Annotated in this window: 17 protein-coding genes; 10 read left to right on the top strand and 7 right to left on the bottom strand. The window is 65.8% G+C overall.

The window, feature by feature from the left end; all coding sequences use genetic code 11:
• Positions 1–3: 3 nt before the first annotated feature.
• The 3 genes from HMPREF2791_RS09850 to HMPREF2791_RS09840 all read right to left on the bottom strand — a co-directional run bounded on the left by HMPREF2791_RS09850 (position 4) and on the right by HMPREF2791_RS09840 (position 4,873).
• The gene (locus tag HMPREF2791_RS09850) at positions 4–1,968 is read right to left on the bottom strand and encodes a prolyl oligopeptidase family serine peptidase (protein ID WP_083327979.1); all 1,965 of its coding nucleotides are present in this window, start codon (positions 1,966–1,968) and stop codon (positions 4–6) included.
• Position 1,969: 1 nt separating this feature from the next.
• Complete coding sequence (locus tag HMPREF2791_RS09845) at positions 1,970–3,097, bottom strand: alpha/beta hydrolase (protein WP_070475319.1); 1,128 nt, start codon at positions 3,095–3,097, stop codon at positions 1,970–1,972.
• Between the two features lie 333 nt (positions 3,098–3,430).
• Positions 3,431–4,873: an alpha/beta hydrolase gene (locus HMPREF2791_RS09840; protein WP_070845196.1), complete on the bottom strand. Its 1,443-nt coding sequence runs from the start codon at positions 4,871–4,873 to the stop codon at positions 3,431–3,433.
• Positions 4,874–4,953: 80 nt separating this feature from the next.
• Here HMPREF2791_RS09840 and lpdA point away from each other — a divergent pair, with 80 nt between their 5' ends.
• Complete coding sequence (gene lpdA, locus HMPREF2791_RS09835; protein ID WP_070845195.1) at positions 4,954–6,366, top strand: dihydrolipoyl dehydrogenase; 1,413 nt, start codon at positions 4,954–4,956, stop codon at positions 6,364–6,366.
• 519 nt (positions 6,367–6,885) lie between these two features.
• Here the strand turns inward: lpdA and HMPREF2791_RS09830 are convergent.
• Positions 6,886–7,350, bottom strand: coding sequence for an SRPBCC family protein (locus tag HMPREF2791_RS09830; protein WP_070475314.1), 465 nt, complete (start codon positions 7,348–7,350; stop codon positions 6,886–6,888).
• A 266-nt stretch (positions 7,351–7,616) separates the two neighbouring features.
• On the opposite strand from HMPREF2791_RS09830, the gene HMPREF2791_RS09825 reads away from it, so the two are divergent.
• The 7 genes from HMPREF2791_RS09825 to HMPREF2791_RS09795 all read left to right on the top strand — a co-directional run bounded on the left by HMPREF2791_RS09825 (position 7,617) and on the right by HMPREF2791_RS09795 (position 13,963).
• Positions 7,617–8,390: a succinate dehydrogenase cytochrome b subunit gene (locus HMPREF2791_RS09825; RefSeq protein WP_070845194.1), complete on the top strand. Its 774-nt coding sequence runs from the start codon at positions 7,617–7,619 to the stop codon at positions 8,388–8,390.
• Between the two features lie 21 nt (positions 8,391–8,411).
• Positions 8,412–10,490, top strand: a complete 2,079-nt coding sequence (locus HMPREF2791_RS09820; RefSeq protein ID WP_070475311.1) for a fumarate reductase/succinate dehydrogenase flavoprotein subunit — start codon at positions 8,412–8,414, stop codon at positions 10,488–10,490.
• Positions 10,490–11,239 carry a succinate dehydrogenase/fumarate reductase iron-sulfur subunit gene (locus HMPREF2791_RS09815; protein WP_070475310.1) on the top strand — a complete coding sequence of 250 codons (750 nt, stop codon included), beginning with the start codon at positions 10,490–10,492 and terminating at the stop codon, positions 11,237–11,239. The genes HMPREF2791_RS09820 and HMPREF2791_RS09815 overlap by 1 nt, the downstream gene beginning before the upstream one ends.
• A gap of 100 nt (positions 11,240–11,339) precedes the next feature.
• Positions 11,340–11,708 carry a hypothetical protein gene (locus HMPREF2791_RS09810; RefSeq protein WP_070475307.1) on the top strand — a complete coding sequence of 123 codons (369 nt, stop codon included), beginning with the start codon at positions 11,340–11,342 and terminating at the stop codon, positions 11,706–11,708.
• A 97-nt stretch (positions 11,709–11,805) separates the two neighbouring features.
• Positions 11,806–13,089 (top strand): DUF445 domain-containing protein, encoded by a 1,284-nt coding sequence (locus tag HMPREF2791_RS09805; protein ID WP_083327981.1) that lies wholly within the window; start codon positions 11,806–11,808, stop codon positions 13,087–13,089.
• Positions 13,090–13,103: 14 nt separating this feature from the next.
• A complete protein-coding gene (locus HMPREF2791_RS09800) occupies positions 13,104–13,643 on the top strand; it encodes a CGLAU_01105 family protein (protein WP_070475306.1) in 540 nt (179 codons plus the stop codon).
• Positions 13,644–13,687: 44 nt separating this feature from the next.
• The gene (locus HMPREF2791_RS09795; protein ID WP_070475360.1) at positions 13,688–13,963 is read left to right on the top strand and encodes a DUF2516 family protein; all 276 of its coding nucleotides are present in this window, start codon (positions 13,688–13,690) and stop codon (positions 13,961–13,963) included.
• Here HMPREF2791_RS09795 and HMPREF2791_RS09790 read toward each other — a convergent pair.
• Genes HMPREF2791_RS09790 through HMPREF2791_RS09780 form a run of 3 tightly spaced genes read right to left on the bottom strand, consistent with a single transcriptional unit; the run spans position 13,951 to position 16,041 of the window.
• Positions 13,951–14,730, bottom strand: coding sequence for an LmeA family phospholipid-binding protein (locus tag HMPREF2791_RS09790; protein WP_070475305.1), 780 nt, complete (start codon positions 14,728–14,730; stop codon positions 13,951–13,953). The two genes, HMPREF2791_RS09795 and HMPREF2791_RS09790, sit on opposite strands and share 13 nt — an antisense overlap.
• A gap of 10 nt (positions 14,731–14,740) precedes the next feature.
• Positions 14,741–15,550: an SAM-dependent methyltransferase gene (locus tag HMPREF2791_RS09785; RefSeq protein WP_070845193.1), complete on the bottom strand. Its 810-nt coding sequence runs from the start codon at positions 15,548–15,550 to the stop codon at positions 14,741–14,743.
• Complete coding sequence (locus HMPREF2791_RS09780; RefSeq protein WP_070845192.1) at positions 15,550–16,041, bottom strand: DUF2505 domain-containing protein; 492 nt, start codon at positions 16,039–16,041, stop codon at positions 15,550–15,552. The genes HMPREF2791_RS09785 and HMPREF2791_RS09780 overlap by 1 nt, the downstream gene beginning before the upstream one ends.
• A 24-nt stretch (positions 16,042–16,065) precedes the next feature.
• Between HMPREF2791_RS09780 and HMPREF2791_RS09775 the strand changes: the two genes are divergently transcribed.
• Positions 16,066–17,067 carry a UDP-N-acetylmuramate dehydrogenase gene (locus tag HMPREF2791_RS09775; RefSeq protein ID WP_371335973.1) on the top strand — a complete coding sequence of 334 codons (1,002 nt, stop codon included), beginning with the start codon at positions 16,066–16,068 and terminating at the stop codon, positions 17,065–17,067.
• 118 nt (positions 17,068–17,185) lie between these two features.
• Positions 17,186–17,455: transposase (locus tag HMPREF2791_RS09770; RefSeq protein ID WP_141764971.1), on the top strand; the 270-nt coding region annotated here is incomplete at its 3' end.

Raw genomic sequence — 17,455 nt, 5'->3', positions numbered from 1 at the left:
AGTCTACGCCAGGGGTTTTCCGATCTTGTCGTCGATCCATTGGTAGATCAACGCCTCCACCCGCGACACCTGTGCGTTATCCGCGGCACCGGCGTGCCCGCCTGCGGTGTTCTCGAAGTAGTCCACCGGCTGGCCCGCCCGCCACAGCGCGAGGGCGAAGGTGCGGGCATGGGCGGGGTGGACGCGGTCGTCGCGCGTGGAGGTGGTCACCAGCGCCGGGGGATAGGCCACCTCGTCGCGCGGGCGGACGTTGTGCAGCGGCGACCAGGTTTCTATCGCTGCGCGCTCATCGACGTTGTCCGGGTCGCCGTACTCCGCCATCCAGGACGCGCCGGCGGACAGGGTGTGGTAGCGCAGCATGTCCGTCAGCGGCACCTGGATCACGGCGGCGCCGAAGCACTCCGGGTACTGCACCAGCGCGCCGGAGGTGAGCAGCCCGCCGTTGGAGCCGCCGCGGATGGCAATCTGCGCAGGTTCGGCGTAGCCGCGGGCGACCACGTCCTCGAGCACTGCCTTGTGGTCTTCCCAGACCTTGTGGCGGTTGGTCTTGACCACCTGCGAGTGCCACTCGGGGCCGAACTCGCCGCCGCCGCGCAGGTTGGGCTGGACGTAGAAGTTGCCCTGCTCAAGCCAGGCGATGCCGCGCACGTTGGAAAACGCAGGCGTGAGCGAGACCTCGAAGCCGCCGTAGCCTCCCACCAGCGTCGGGCGCGCACCAAGGGAGAAGTCGCCGGTGATGAAGTACGGCAGGCGAGTGCCGTCGGCGGAGGTCACCCAGTGCTGGCGCGTTTCTAGCCCGGACGCGTCGAAGTGGGCAGGCGCGCGCTTGGCTTCGGCGAGCGCGCCGGTGGCGTCGCCGCGCAGCAGCGTCGTCGGCGTGGTGAAGGAGGAAGCGGCGACCCAGAACTCGTCGCCGGCCAGCGGGCTCGCGGCCACCACGTGCGCGCTCGCGGCCTCCGGCAGCGCGAGTTCGGTGCGCTCCCAGGTGCCCAGCGCAATGCGGAAGATGCTGGTGGCCACGTCCACCAGGCAGGTGAGAAGCAGCGCGTTTTCGGTGAACGCGATCGCTTCCACGGTCGCGTCCTGCTCCAGCACGGTGAACTCGCGGGCGCCGTCGAGGAATCGCGCCAGCTCGATCACGCCGAGGGCACCCGCGGGCACGCCCGCGAACTCGGTGCGCGGCTGGATGAACAACCACTGCCGGTGGGGGATGGCGTCGCAATCGTCCGGCACGTCCACAAACTCGCCGTCCACCCACGTGCGCGAGGTGTAAAAATCGAGCGCCCGCGTGACGACGGTCCTCCGGTCCACCACGTCATAGCCCGACCACACGCCAACATCGTCGGGCTCGCCCGTGAAGATCACGGTCCTCTCGCCGCCGCGGGTCCAGCGCGCCACCTGCATGGGGTAGCCGGAGTTAGTCACCGTGCCCGGGCCTTCGTCGGTGCCCACCAGGATGGTGTCGCGGTCCACCCAGTCGACGGATGTTTTCGCCTCGTCGAGTGCGAAGCCGCCGTCGGACGCGTCGACGAAGGTTTGCGTTTCAAGGTCGAACTCGCGCACCACCACCGCGTCCGCGCCTCCTCGCGACAGGCGGATCAGCGCCCGGTCCCAGCTCAGCGGCAGCACTGTCGCGCCCTTGTACACCCAGTCCTTGCCCTCTTCCTCGGCAAGCGCGTCGATGTCGAGGAGGGTCTCCCAGTCATCCTGGTCGGCGAGGTATGCATCCACGGTTACCCTCCGCCACAGACCCCTTTGGTGGTCCCCGTCGCGCCAGAAGTTGTACAGGTGCTCGCCGCGCCGGGTGACAAACGGGATCCGGTCGTCCGCATCCAAGGCGGCGCGGATCCGCTCGCGCAGCGCGGACGAATCGAGCCGCGCTTCAGTCTCGTCGGACCACTCCTGGGCCCATTCGAGGGCGGGGGCGGCCGTGAGGTCGTCGAGAAGCTTGGGCTCGATGTCGCGCACGCTAGACCCCCAGAGCAGGCTTGATGGTGGTGTGCCAGGCGCGGTCCATGTCCTCGGTCCAGTACGGCCAGGAGTGCGTGCCCACGTTGCGCAGCTCGAAGTGCGCCGGGATGCCCAGGCCGTCCAGCTTGGCCTTCAGGTCGTGGGTGCACTTGTTCACCGCGGCCTCGATCACGCCGCCTTCGACCTGCAGCACGCCCGCGCCGAGCTGCGCCGCCGGCATCGGGGCGCCCTTGCCCAGCAGGTAACTGACCTGGTCCGGATGGCCCGCAAGACCCGTGCCGGAGGAGACGTACAAGCGGGTGCCGCGCAGCTTCTCCGCGCCCAACAGCGCGTCGTTGTAGCGGTTGTACGGCCCGTTCATCGGGCCCCACATCATCTCCGGGGTGACCGTTTGGAAGTTCGGGGTGCCCGCGCGGTTCACGGTCACGCGCGCGAAGTTGTAGCCGTGCGGCGAAGACGTGGAAGCGCAGCCGGAAAACGCTGCCGCGGCCTGGTACATCCCCGGGTTATGCTGCGCGAACAGCAGCGCGGAGGTGGCGGACATGGACACGCCGGTCACCGCGCGGCGGCCGTTGGCGCCCAGCGTGCGCTCGATCGGACCGGGCAGCTCCTTGGTCAAAAACGTCTCCCACTTCTGCGGGCCGTTGACGTAGTCGGAAGCGACGTCCGTTTTCACCCAGTCCGTGTAGTAGGAAAACGCGCCGGCCTGCGGCACCACCACGTTCACACCCTTGCCGGCGAAGTAGTCCTTCACGGGGTAGAGCTTCAGCCAGTCCTGGTTCTGCTCCGCGCCGCCGGCGCCGTTGAGCAGGTACAGCGTCGGCGCGTTGCGCACGCGGTTGCCAGCGGCGTCGGTGGCCGGCACGACCGCGACCGGGATGTCGCGGCGCATGGAGGGGGAGAACACGTTGTAGGACAGCACCGTCTTGTGGTCCACCTGGTTGACCCACTCCTGCGCCTGGCCGGTGCGGGTGATCAGCGGCGGGTTCGCCGGCGCGTCCCACGCCTTCACAATTCCCTCTTGGCCTTCCTGGCCGGCCGGCTGGGCGGAAACCGCCGGTGCGCTGGTGCATGCGAGGGAGACTGCCGTGAGGGCGGCAAGCGCCGCCGCCTTGATCTTCTTCATCTGTGTATCCAGTCCTGGGGGAGGGGGTTAAACTGACAGGCAATTATTGCGCCATTCTATGGGACATTCGTTACTGTAGTGGCCAGCGTTACGCGTGTGGCGTGTTGCGCCGCCCGCCCCAAAACTCCGAAAGGACCCCCAACATGAACCCCATCGAAACCTTCCAGGTGCAGATCAACCAGGTGCTCGGCGAGCTCGTCCACGCAGGCTCCTCCATGTCCTCCACCATCGCCTACGGCATGGGCATGTTCTAAAGCCTGTTTCCGCACACCAAAAAACGGCGCCTCCCGGCTCGAAGCGGGGAGGCGCCGTTAGGCGTCGTCAAGCAAGTGCTTACTGCTCCAAACCGAGCGCCTTCTTGAACACCTTCTCGTAGGAAAGCTTCACGTCATCGCGCCAGGACGCCCAGCTGTGGGTGCCCACGTTGCGCAGCTCAGCGTGAGTGACCTCCACGTCGTTGGCGCGCATCTTCACCATCAGATCGTGGGTGCAGGCGTTCATCGCCGCCTCGATCACGCCGCCCTCGACCTGCAGGGTCATCGCGTTGGTCAGCGCGCGGGTCGACGCCGCGTCCGGATCCACGCCGTACTTGTTGATCAAGCGGTCCTTCAGGTAGCCCGTCATGTCAGTCTCGCCCGCCAGGCCAGTGCCGGTGGACAGGTACACCGCGGTGCCCTTCAGATCCGCCGCGTTGACCAGCGCGTCGTAGTGGCGGTTGTAGTCCGAACCACGCTCGCCGAAGATGTACTCCGGAGTCATCACATTCGGCGCGCCGCGGCTGACGGTCAGGTCCAGGAACTTCCACGGAAGCGGGGTAGAAGTTGCCGCGCAGCCGGAGAAGGAGCCGACAGCGTCGTAGAAGCCCGGGTTGTGCTCCGCCAGCAGCAGCACCGAGGTCGCAGCCATGGACAGGCCTGCGGCCGCGCGGTGCTCCTCGTCGGCCTTCATGTACGGCTCAACCGCCTGCGGCAGCTCATCCGCCAGGAAGGTCGACCACATCTGCTTGCCGTGGAAGAACGGGTTGGTTTCCGTGTCCACCGGCGGCTCGGCGGCCCAGTCCACGTAGTAGGAGAACGCGCCCTCCATCGGGATGACCACGTTCGCGCCGGAGTCCTTGTACGTCTTCTCCAGCTCATCGTAGGCTTGCGCGACCCAGTCGGTGTCCTGCTCGGAGCCGCCGGCACCGTTGAGCAGGTAGACCGTCGGGGCGTTCTCCTTGCGCTCGCCGTTTTCGTCGGTGGCGTAGAAGACCGCAACCGGAATGTCGCGCTCCATGGATTCGGAGTACACGCGAATTGCCTCGTTGTCCCAGTTGCCGCGCTGGCGAGCGAGGATGCGCACCCACGCCTGGTCTTCACCCTTGTAGGTCTTCGGCGCCTCACCCAGCGGCTTAACGTTCGGGTGCTCTTCCGGCTGCTCCTCCTCGGCCGGCTCCGTGTCCTCGGCGGGGGTTTCCTCGTCCACAACCTTGAGCTCCGTGGTGGTGGTCACCGGGGTGGTCTGCGTGGTTGCGGTCGGGCTCGTGCTCGTCTGCGACGTGCCTGTCGCCGTCGTTGGAGTCTCTTCAGTCTTCGGCATGACCGAAGGCTTCTGTGACGTGGTGGCAGGGGCTGTCGAGGTCGGCAGCGAGGTCTGCACCGACGTCGCCGCCGGGGACAGGGTGGCGACCTGCTTGTCTGCGTCACCCTCCGCTGCGAAGTGCTGAACGGCGGGAACGGAACCTGCGGCAATGAGGGCAGCGGCACCCAGGGCTACCGCCGTACGCGTGAACTTCACAGTGAATCGCTCACTTTCATTCAAGGAAGAAACAAGATGCTCCGCAACATTTTGCCAGACGGCCACGTACGATATGCAGCGTGAGTAAAGAACATTTTGACGTTGTTGTCCTCGGCGCTGGCCCCGGTGGCTACGTCGCCGCCATCCGTGCAGCTCAGCTTGGTAAAAAGGTAGCTGTCATTGAGAAGCAGTACTGGGGCGGTGTCTGCCTCAACGTGGGCTGCATCCCGTCCAAGGCCCTGATCAAGAACGCTGAAGTGGCTGAAATCTTCAACCACGAAGCAAAGACGTTCGGCATCAAGGGCGACGTGGAGTTCGACTACACCGATGCCCACAAGCGCTCCCGCAAGGTCTCCCAGAAGATCGTCGGCGGCGTGCACTACCTGATGAAGAAGAACAAGATCCAGGAGATCAACGGCCTGGGCACCTTCACGGACGCCAAGACCATCGAGATCACCGAGGGCGACGACAAGGGCACCACCGTCACCTTCGATAACTGCATCATCGCCACCGGCGCTGTGGTGCGCACCCTGCCGGGCATCGAGCTGTCCGAGAACGTGGTCTCCTACGAGGAGCAGATCCTCAACCCGGAGGCTCCGGAGAAGATGGTCATCGTCGGCGCTGGCGCGATCGGCATGGAGTTCGCCTACGTGCTGTCCAACTACGGCGTTGACGTCACGGTCATCGAGTACCAGGACCGCGTCCTGCCCAACGAGGACAAGGACGTCTCCAAGGAGATCGCCAAGGCCTACAAGAAGCTCGGCGTGAAGCTGCTGACCGGCCACGCCACCACCGAGGTGCGCGACAACGGCGATTCCGTCGAGGTGGACGTGAAGAAGAACGGCACCGATAAGGTGGAGACGCTCACCGCGGACCGCGTGATGATCTCCGTCGGCTTCGCCCCGCGCACCGAGGGCTACGGCCTGGAGAACACGGGCGTCGAGCTCACCGACCGCGGCGCCATTGCCATTGACGAGCGCATGCGCACCAACGTCGACGGCATCTACGCCATCGGCGATGTGACCGCGAAGCTGCAGCTCGCCCACGTCGCTGAGGCCCAGGGCATCATCGCCGCCGAGACCATCGCGGACGCGGAGACCCTCGAGATCGAGGATTACATGATGACCCCGCGCGCCACCTTCTGTAACCCGCAGGTCGCCTCCATGGGGTACACCGAGGAGCAGGCGAAGGAGAAGTGGCCGGACCGCGACATCAAGGTCGCGACCTTCCCGTTCACCGCGAACGGCAAGGCAGTCGGTCTGAACGAGACCGCCGGCTTCGGCAAGCTCGTCGCGGACGCCGAGTTCGGTGAGATCCTCGGCGCGCACCTGGTCGGCGCGAACGTCTCCGAGCTGCTTCCGGAGGTCGTGCTGGCGCAGCGCTTCGACCTCACCGCAGGCGAGATCGCGCGCTCCATCCACATCCACCCGACCCTGTCCGAGGTGCTCAAGGAGATCTCGCACGGTGTCGAAGGCCACATGATCAATCTCTAAGCCTTCGCTTTACGACGCACCAAAGGCGGGCCCCGTTCACCCCGGGCCCGCCTTTTTGCGTGCTGTGGCGGCTGCCCGCTCGCCGCCTGCCCGCACCTGCTTGTGGATCGTCTAGCAGCGCGTGCGCCCCTGCTAGACCATCAGCAAACGTCGACTGCATTTCCCCAGTTCGTAATGAATCTGATGCGCATTACCGGCACAGGCGGTGTCGATGGTGGAAGCAGCGGTCATGGGTGCGAATACAAAGGACGATATCGGCATTTAGGTCCGAAGCGGCGGCAAAAGCCCTGGTCGCGGTCGGGGCAGGACGGCAAATGCCGATATCGTCCTTTGTGCAGAGAGGCTCCAAAAGACCTGGGCTGTGGATAACGATGGCGGCGAGTTATCCATAGATGAGCGAGGTGCTCCGACACCCCGGCGGCGAGAGCGGGGGTCGGGCGGGGGCGTGGGCATGCGAAAGGCGGCCGGCCGGGCGCTGGGTCCGGCGGGCCGCCTTTGGTGACGTCGTAAAGCTGGGGCTTATGCGCCTGCGACTGCCTCTGCGAGGGAGTCGAGGGACTTGGCCAGGAAGTCGTCGTCGAACTTCTCGGTCATGGACAGGAGGTTCTCCTCCAGCTCGTCGCGCTGGTAGGTGAGGGTGACGTTGGTGTTGTCGGCGTCGATGGGCTCGAGCTCGTAGAGCCACTTCGCGCCAACCTTCACCTCGGCGGTGGTGTTCTCCACGTTCTTCCAGCCGATGATGCGGTCGTCCTGGATGGCGAAGACCTCGTTGACGGTCTGGTAGTCGCCGTCCTCCTTGGTCATGTTCATAGTGAAAGTGTCGCCGACGTTCTTCAGGCGCTCACCCTGGTCCGCGGAGACGACCATGCCGGAATTGTCAGTCTCAGCATGGCGCTCGGGGTTGGAGAGGATGTCGAAAATCTCGGCTGCAGGAGCGTCGATCTGGCGGGTTGCTTTGTTCTCAGTGTTCTTGTCGATAGCCATGGCAGCCAGGGTACCGATTTTCGGTGAATGGAGTTGGCTCGGAGGTTAGGCGGAGCTAACCAACCAAAGATTGACACTGAACGGGGTGGAGAATGTGGGGTCCAAGGTGGATGGGCAATGTGGTGACCAAGGTCACAAACAATGTGGAGCGCTGGATGAAGGGCTCAAGTGGCGGTTGAGGTTAGGGGGCCCGTGGGGTGAAGCTGGCAATCCGGTGTGTGTGAGCGGGGACTATCTCTTAGAGTATTAGCGACACTGGAGGTGCCATGACTGTACAAAACGCAGACCGTGAAGCCATTCGTCACGGAAAAATTACTGAGAAGCCGCTGCGCGAGCGGCCGTCCTACCCCACGTGGGCAATCAAGCTGACCATGGCGATCACTGGCCTGATCTTCGGCCTGTTCGTCCTCGGCCACATGGTGGGCAACCTGAAGATCTTCATGCCGCTGAACGCCGACGGCTCCGCGCCGATCGACGACTACGGCGAGTTCCTGCGCACGATCGGCGAGCCGCTGTTCCCGCGCGAGGGCTTCCTGTGGATTCTCCGCATCGCCCTGCTGGCCTGCCTGGTGCTGCACGTGTGGGGTGCATTTGCCCTGCGCGCCCGCTCCAGCGCGTCCCGCGGCCGCTTCAAGCGCACGAACCTGATGGGTGGATGGCAGTCCACCGCCACGAAGTCGATGATCTGGACCGGCATCATCCTGCTGCTGTTCATCGTCTTCCACCTGCTGGACCTGACGCTCGGCCAGGCGGTCGCCTCCGACGAGTTCGTTCACGGTGCGGTGCGCAACAACCTGCTCGCCACCTTCGCCCCGGGCCGCTGGTGGGTCACCCTGGTGTACGTGGTTGCCAACCTGGCGCTGCTGCTGCACCTGACCCACGGTATTTACCTTGCGGTGTCCGACCTCGGTTGGCTGGGTAAGCGCGGCGAGGGCCTGATGGTCATCCTCGCGTACATCCTCCCGTTCATCGTTGTCGCTGGCAACGTTGTCATGCCGCTCGCTATCGCGTTCGGCTGGGTCCCGGATTTTTCCAGGTAACGGCTTTTTAGGAGAACAACTATGACTACCTCTATTTCCGGTCTTTCCGGGGCCCAGGGTTCCAACGGCGGGGAGCAGACTTCCGCTGAGACCAAGGGCCAGCAGAGCACCGGCGGCTTCCGCCAGCCCGAGTCCGCCGCTGCAGGCGTGACCCCGGGTAACGTCCTCGAGTCCAACGAGCCGAACCGCGACGAGGTTCGCATGAAGGACATGTGGCAGCACCAGAAGGACCACATGAACCTGGTCTCGCCGCTGAACCGCCGCAAGTTCACCGTCCTGGTGGTCGGCACCGGCCTTTCCGGCGGTGCCGCGGCGGCGGCGCTTGGCGAGCTCGGCTACAACGTCAAGGCCTTCACCTACCACGACGCCCCGCGTCGTGCGCACTCCATCGCGGCCCAGGGTGGCGTGAACTCCGCCCGCGGCAAGAAGGTGGATAACGACGGCGCTTACCGCCACACCAAGGACACCGTCAAGGGCGGCGACTACCGCTGCCGCGAGTCCGACTGCTGGCGTCTGGCCGTCGAGTCTGTCCGTGTGATCGACCACATGAACGCCATCGGCGCTCCGTTCGCCCGCGAGTACGGCGGCACCCTGGCCACCCGCTCCTTCGGCGGCGTGCAGGTCTCCCGCACCTACTACACCCGCGGCCAAACAGGCCAGCAGCTGCAGCTGTCCACCGCGTCTTCGCTGCAGCGTCAGATCCACCTGGGCAACGTGGAGATCTTCACCCACCACGACCTGATGGACCTGATCATCACCGAGAAGGACGGCAAGAAGCACTGCGAGGGCATTGTCACCCGCAACCTGATCAACGGTGAGATCGCGCCGTTCACCGGCCACGCTGTCATCCTCGCCACCGGCGGTTACGGCAACGTGTACCACAAGACCACGCTGGCGAAGAACTCCAACTCTTCCGCCATGATGCGAGCCTACGAGCGCGGTGCGTACCTCGCATCCCCGTGCTTCGTGCAGTTCCACCCGACCGGCCTGCCGGTCAACGCCAAGTGGCAGGCGAAGACGACGCTGATGTCGGAGTCCCTGCGTAACGACGGCCGCATCTGGACCCCGAAGGAAAAGGGTGACGACCGCGACCCGAACACCATCCCGGAGGAAGAGCGCGACTACTTCCTGGAGCGCCGCTACCCGGCCTTCGGCAACCTGGTGCCTCGCGACGTGGCTTCGCGCGCCATCTCCCAGCAGCTCAACGCCGGCTACGGTGTGGGCCCGCTGCACAACTCCGCGTACCTGGACTTCTCCGACGCCATCGAGCGCCTCGGTGAGGACACCATCCGCGAGCGTTACTCCAACCTGTTCGAGATGTACGAGGACTCCACCGGCGAGGACCCGTACAAGGCCCCGATGCGCATCGCCCCGACCGTCCACTTCACCATGGGTGGCCTGTGGACGGACTTCAACGAGATGACCTCCATCGACGGCCTGTTCGCCGCAGGTGAGTGCTCCTGGACCTACCACGGCGCGAACCGCCTGGGCGCGAACTCGCTGCTGTCCGCTTCTGTGGACGGCTGGTTCACCCTGCCGTTCACGGTGCCGAACTACCTGGCCGGCCACCTCGGCGAGGAGAAGCTGGCTGAGGATTCCCGCGAGGCCCAGGACGTGGTGGCTGATGTCACCGAGCGCATCGAGCGCATCATGTCCATCCGCGGCCCGGAGCCGCACGGCCCGGAGCACTTCCACGAGCAGCTCGGCGATATCCTCTACGAGCACTGTGGCGTGTCCCGCACCGTCGAGGGCCTGGAGGAAGGCATCCGCAAGATCCGCGCCCTGCGCGAGGACTTCTGGACCAACATCTCCATTCCGGGTTCCCCGAACGACATGAACCAGACGCTGGAGGCTGCACTGCGCCTCGTCGACTACATCAACCTCGGCGAGCTCATGTGCATCGACGCGCTGGACCGCGACGAGTCCTGCGGTGCGCACTACCGTATGGACCACCTCACCGATGACGGCGAGGCTGAGCGTGACGACGACAACTGGTGCTTCGTGTCGGCTTGGGAGCCGGCCGGTGAAGGCCAGTTCATCCGCCACGCAGAACCCCTGCACTTTGATTCGATCCCGCTGATGGCAAGGAACTACAAGTAATGAAACTGACACTTGAAATCTGGCGCCAGGCTGGTCCTGACACCGAGGGCAGCTTCGAGACCGTCCAGGTCGATGACGCTGTGGAGCAGATGTCCATCCTGGAGCTGCTCGACCACGTGAACGCGACCTACGTCGAGCAGGGCAAGGAGCCGTTCGTTTTCGCCTCCGACTGCCGCGAGGGCATCTGCGGCACCTGTGGCCTGCTGGTCAACGGTCGCCCGCACGGCGCAGGCCAGAACACCACTGCCTGCCTGCAGCGCCTGTTCAACTACAAGGACGGCGACACCCTGAAGATCGAGCCGTTCCGCTCCGGCGCGTTCCCGGTGATCAAGGACCTCGCCGTGGACCGCTCCGCACTGGACCGCGTGATGGAGCAGGGCGGCTACGTCTCCGTCAACGCTGGCACCGCGCCGGACGCCGACACCCTGGCGGTGAACCACCACGACGCGGAGACCGCGCTCGACTACGCCGCCTGCATCGGCTGCGGTGCGTGTGTGGCTGCGTGCCCGAACGGTGCTGCGCACCTGTTCACCGGCGCGAAGCTGAAGCACCTGAAGCTGCTGCCGCTGGGCAAGCAGGAGCGTTCCCGCCGCGCCCGCAAGATGGTCGACGAGCTGGAGACCAACTTCGGCCACTGCTCGCTGTACGGCGAGTGCGCCGACGTGTGCCCGGCCGGTATCCCACTGGATGCGGTCGGCGCGATCAACGCCGAGCGTGCCCGCGCCGCCTTCAAGGGCGGCGACGACTAGGGGTTACGACTAGGGGCAACGATGAAGCCTGTCGTATACTCGAACCATCGCAGCAGCTCACGCTGAAGCCACACCGAAGCTGAAGAAGGAAGCAAGAACAATGGGTTCCACCGCAGTTGCAGATATCCGCAACGAGTCCTACCCGGAGTACGCTGGCCGTATCGATGACACCTACATCGAGGGCTACGACCCGGTGTCTCTGAGTGCTCCGCACTCCTCCCTGACCCGGATCCCGACTTGGGTCGCCATGGGCCTGATCCTGTCCACTCTCTTCGGCATCGGTCTGGCCGTGTGGGGCGCCGGCGCGATGGTCTACGGCTTCGGCTCCCAGACGCACGGTCTGGCGGAGCGCCTGCTCATCCTCGGCGTTGTCGAGGCAGTGGTCACCGGCGTCCTCGGTGCCATCCTGGTCGTCGTGGGCCGCAAGGACTACAAGGCGTACCGCAAGCGCACCGGCCGCGTGAACTAACCGCGCGGCGCCACGCGCACACCCCTAGAAATGCCCTCTCCACCTGCGGAGGGGGAATTTTCGTGTCCGTGTCGGCGCGCCTGCTTTAATCATGGGCATGAGCGAGCAGCTTTCCATGATGCCCACCCCCACCAACGAGGACGAGCGCCGCCGTGTGCTGCGCAAGCACAAGATCGCGGTGACCAGCCTGCTGGGGCTGATGGCGGTGGTGTTCCTGACCTGCTCGTGGATGCAGTCCCAGGGCAACGACGCCGCCTGGATCGGCTACGTCCGCGCTGCCGCGGAGGCGGGCATGGTCGGCGGTTTGGCGGACTGGTTCGCGGTCACCGCGCTGTTTAAGTACCCGATGGGCATCCCCATCCCACATACCGCGATCATCCCCAACAAAAAGGATCAGGTTGCCGGGGTGCTCAGCGACTTCGTGTCCGAGAACTTCCTCAACGCCCGCACCATCACCGACAAGGTCATGGCTGCCGGCATTCCGGAGAGGGTGGGCCGCTGGCTGGCCAAGCCGGAAAACGCGGAGCGTGTCAGCGAGGAGGCAGGCAAGTTCACCGTCCGGATGGTCGAGGGCATCGACCCGAAGGAGGCGGAGGCGTTCATCAACGCCCAGCTCATTGACCGCCTGGCGGAGCCAATCTGGGGCCCGCCGCTGGGCCGCACCCTGGAGGGGCTGATCGCGGACGGCAAGGTGGATCCGGTCGTCGACGACATCGTCGCCTGGGGGCGCCGCAAGGTCAACGGCATGGAAGACACCGTGGTCACCATGATCGACGAGCGGATGCCGCGCTGGGCCCCGCGGTTTGCCAAGGAGTTGGTGGGCCAGCGCGTCTACGACGAGATGGTGGCGTTCATGGAGGACGTGGACACGAACCCGCACCACGAGGCGCGCCGCGCGATCCGCCGCCAGATCAACCAGTTCGCCCAGGACCTCCAGTTCGATGGGGAGATGATCTCGCGGGTGGAGGCGATCAAGGCCGACATCATGGGCTCCGGCGCGGTCACGTCCGCGGCGGGCAGCATCTGGGAGCAGCTCTCGGTGTCGATTGTGGCGCAGGCGTCGGATGGGCAGAGCGGGCTTCGTCGTAAAGCAGCTGCTTCGGCGCGCGAGTGGGGGCAAAAGCTTGTCGACGACCCTGCGGTCCGCGCCGACGCCGAGCGGGCCCTGGAGAAGGCCACGCACTTCGCCGCGGACAACGGCGCCGACCAGATCGTGGGCATCATCGCCGAGACCATCGAGCGGTGGGACGGCGAGGAAGCGGCGGAGAAAATCGAGCTCATGGTGGGTAAAGACCTGCAGTTCATCCGTCTCAACGGCACGATCGTCGGTGCACTGGCCGGGCTAGCTATTTACACTGGTTCGCAACTGATCTTCTACTAGCGAAGGAGCGAACGATGACCGACAACACCAACCTGAACAACAACACCGAGAACAACTCCGGCGACGAGGTGCGCAACAACCTCCGCGAGGCCGGCGACGCGCTGCTGTCCGCCGGCTCCGCTATCGGTGCGGCGCTGACCAAGGCCACCGGCGAGCTGTCGGACCGCTTTAAGACCGCCACCGAGGACGCGCGTCAGAACCTGAGCAAGGCGAACACCGAGGGCGAGGTGCGCGGCGCCGCCACCAACTTCACGGACGAGGCGGAGAAGCTCTTCAACAGCCTGCGCGAGCGCGACCTGCAGTTCACCGACGACGTGAAGGCGAAGCTGCGCAGCACTATCGACGACGCACGCGCCGCGTTCAACGAGCGCCTCGACGGCACCCAGACCGAGGGCATCGAGGGCACCGTGGACGACCTGCGCACCCGCTTCGAGGGCCTGGTGCAGCGCATCCAGGACCAGTTCGCCGGCGAGAAGACCGGCGGCGATATCATCGACGGCGAAGTTGTGGACAACACCACCAACACCGTCAACGTCGAGGACCTGAAGAAGTAAACGCCATGGATACCGCCGCTGTCAGCCAAATTCACCAGATCATGATGCTGCCGTCCCGTGTGGGTATGGTGCTGATGCTGGTGGTGGGCGTAGCCGGCGTCGTCGGCGCTGTTATGGCGGCCACCACCCGCGCCGACGCTTTCGAGGCGGCGAACCGCCAGTCCAAGGGCGCCTGGGTGGGCATCCTGGCGCTGGCGGCGCTGGCGTGCCTGCTGCGCTTCCCGTTCATCGCGTGGTTCGGCGCAGTGGCCATCGGCATCTATTTCTTCGATGTGCGCCCGCAGATCCAGCGCATCTTAAACGGCGACTACGGCTGGTAGGCGGGCTGCTGGGGCGCCTGCTCCGGCTGCCCCGGCATCTGCGAGGACTCCTGCATATCCTGCAGCTCCTTGAAGTTCACGTCGTTGCCCGAAACCGTTACCCGGAGGCCACCGGGGATGACCGTGAAGTCTTCCACGCTCATCCCGCCGGTGGCCTCTTGTTCGACGCCCTGTGACATGGCGGAGCTGATGGCGTCGGCGACGTCGTCGGGCAGCGCGAAGCCGAACAGCTCGGTGCTGCGCGCCTGGAACGTCAGCTGGCCGTCCTGCATCACCGGCTGCAGCTCAATCCCGGCCGCGCCTGAGGTGAACACGATGGAGAACGTGCCGGCCTCCTCGTTGGACACCACGTCGGAGACGGTGATCACGTTGGCGAGGAAGATGTCGCCGATCTGATTCTGGATCTGCTGGTTTAGCATGGCGCGCACGAAGTCGTTGGGCAGCTCCGTGGTCAGGCGCACGGACTCAGCCACCGGCTCGCCGTTGTTGAGGCGCACGTTGTCCATGTCCACCACGGACGCCGGGGTGCCGGAAATCTGGTCGCCGTTGATCTGCAGGTCGGACTGCTGGTCCACCGTCATGTGCGGGAACTTGCCGCCGAGCAGCCCGATGGTCACCGGGCTGGCGCCGAAGGACACCGACGTGCCCTCCGGGGCCTGGGAGGTGACCTGGTTGGCCACGAACGCCCGGATGCCCGCCTCCGCCACGATGAACAGCAGTAGCACCGCCACGATGATCGACAGGACAACTTTCCACGCAGTTTTCATGCGGGCCAGTTTACGAAGCAGGAGCGACTGCCAGCCAATCCACAGTGACAAAATTGTCGGCCAGGCGGCGCCGCTGCGGGTGCACCGGCCAGTCCCGGGCCAGGTCTTCGAGCGCGTGGCGCCACCGCACGCGCGGGCCGTGCGGAGCCCAGCCGCTGGCGCGCTCCCAGGCCGCGTCAGCGTCGGCCAGGAACTGGTGGATCGGTTCGCCCGGCACATTGCGGTGGATCAGCGCCTTGGGCAGCCGCTCCGCCACCTCCGAGGGTTTCGAGGTGTGGAAAGGGTCCCAGGACAGGGTGAGGGAGGCCGGCCCGGTGGCGTCGATAAGCAGCCATGCGCAGCGTCTCCCGAGCTCGTCGCAGGTGCCCTCCACGAACAGTCCACCGGGGGCAAGCCCGGCGCACACCGTGCGCCACACGTCCGGGACTTGGTCCACGTCGTACTGCCGCAGCACGTTGAACGCGCGCACGAGGTGAGGGCGGTAGCCGGCGAGCTCGAAGCCGCCCAGCTCGAAGCGCACCCCGTCGCGCGGCGGGAGGACGCGCTCGGGGTTGATCTCCAGCCCCACGACCTCGATGTCGGGGCGGATCTGGCGCAGCCACCCGGCCCACTCCACGGTGGTGGTGTGGGACGCGCCGTAGCCCACGTCCACCGCCAGCGGCGCGGCGGCGGAGCGCAAAAGGGACTGGACCCGCGGGTTAAAGCGGGTCCAGCGGTCTGACCTGCGCAAACGATTTACCCCGGTGGTGCCGCGGGTGATCACCCCGTAGGGCTTGCCGGCGGCAGCCGGGGTGGCGCGCAGGTTGTGGTAGTGGGGAATTAGAGGTTCTCGCTAATCCACTGCTCGGTAAGCTTCGCCTCGTTCTCCACGATCTCCTCGAGCGCGTCGACCACCTTCGGCTCGAGTGCGGCACCCATGAACGGGATGTTCACCTTCGCCTCGAGCTCGTAGTCCAGCTTGGTGTTGTCGCCGTCGCGGGTGGCGGTGTACTCGGCGCCCAGGTCCACCGGGGTGCCCTTCACATCGCCGGTCATGGTGTGCTTGGCGGTGCCGCCGTCCAGCTCGCCGACGGTAACCACGCGCTTGAGCTTGAGGTCCTGGGAGACCATCGCCTGCGCGGCCTCCGGGAGGATGGACTTGGGCAGGATCTCAAACAGGGTGGCGGTGTTGTCCGCGAACTCGTTGAGCTCGCCCGGCTCCGGGGAGAGCTTCTCGGCGATGAACTCCCAGTATTCGCGGGTGCTGTACGCCTGCGCGACCTTCTCGATCGGCTGGTTGATGGTCACAGTGATCTCACTACGTGCAGTCATGGCTCACAGACTACCGTTGTGGACGTGATTGCCCCATCATTCGCCTCCCTGACCACGCTGCGCGTCGGCGGTACCCCGGCCGCGGCCTACGAGTGCCATAGTGCCGACGAGCTCGCCGAAACTGTGGCTCAGCTCGACCGCGACCGCACCCCGCTGCTGGTCGTCGGCGGCGGCTCCAACCTGGTCGTCGCGGACGGTGATCTCGATCTCGCGGCGGTGCTTGTGCGCAACGAGGGCATCTCGCTTATCGACGACCACCGGTTGCGCATCCAAGCCGGCACCGAATGGGACGCAGTAGTCGCCTACGCGGTGGAGCACGGCCTGGGCGGCATCGAGGCCCTGTCCGGCATCCCGGGCTCCGCGGGCGCGACCCCGGTGCAGAACGTGGGCGCCTACGGCGCGGAGATCGCCGACGTGCTCACCCGCGTGCGGCTTTGGGACCGCGAGACGGGCGTGGACGAGTGGGTGCCTGCGTCCTCGCTGGATCTGGCGTACCGGTACTCCAACCTGAAGTTCACCTCGCGCGCCGTGGTGCTGGAGATCGAGCTGCAGCTGGAAAAGACCGATGAGTCCATCCCTCTGCGCCACCTGGGCGGGGCGCGCGTTTCCTTGGCTGAGGCGCGCGAGTCTGTGCTGGAGACGCGTCGGGCCAAAGGCATGGTGCTCGACGCCGCCGACCACGACACCTGGTCCGCCGGCTCGTTTTTCACCAACCCCGTGGTGCCGTCCGCGCTCGCCGATGAGATCGCCGCCCAGGTGGGGGAGGACACCATGCCGCGGTTTGCCGCCGGCGACGGCAACGAAAAGCTCTCGGCGGCCTGGCTCATCGAGCGCGCCGGCTGCCACCGCGGCTTCCCCGGAGAGGATGCCCCGGCGCGCCTGTCCACCAAGCACACCCTCGCCCTGACCAACCGCGGTAACGCCCGCGCGGCCGACATCGTCGACCTCGCCCGCTGCGTGCAGGCCCAGGTCCGCGACGCGTTCGGGGTGGAGCTGCACCCCGAGCCCGTCTGGGTCGGCCTCTAGGCCACCGGATCCCAGCCCGCTTCGTGACCCAGGCTGCTTCCGCCGCCGCGCACTCGCGCAGATGGTGAAAACCAAATGGTGAAAAACGCGAAAATTTGGCGGAGTTGTCAGTGGGTGAATGCGCCACCTCGATTTGGAGGTTGTTGTGGCTGGCCGTTGGACTCCGAAAGATGTGAAGGCTGCTTCTGTGGCGCGGGTTGTTGCAGGCGATGATGTCTGCGAGGTTGCTCGTGATGCCGGTGTGGCGGAGGCCACGGTTTATGAATGGGTCAAGCAAGCTGGTGCGCTCCCGCCGAAGAAGGCGTTGGCGCGTGCACGCGACCAGCTTGTCGATGACGCGGTGGCGTTGGTGGCTTCTGGTATGTCGGTACCGGATGCGGCTGCGACG

This window comes from Corynebacterium sp. HMSC034A01, from assembly GCF_001838175.1.
Lineage (GTDB): Bacteria > Actinomycetota > Actinomycetes > Mycobacteriales > Mycobacteriaceae > Corynebacterium.
Note: the sequence above shows the minus strand (reverse complement) of the source record. Positions and strands in the feature narration are given on the sequence as shown.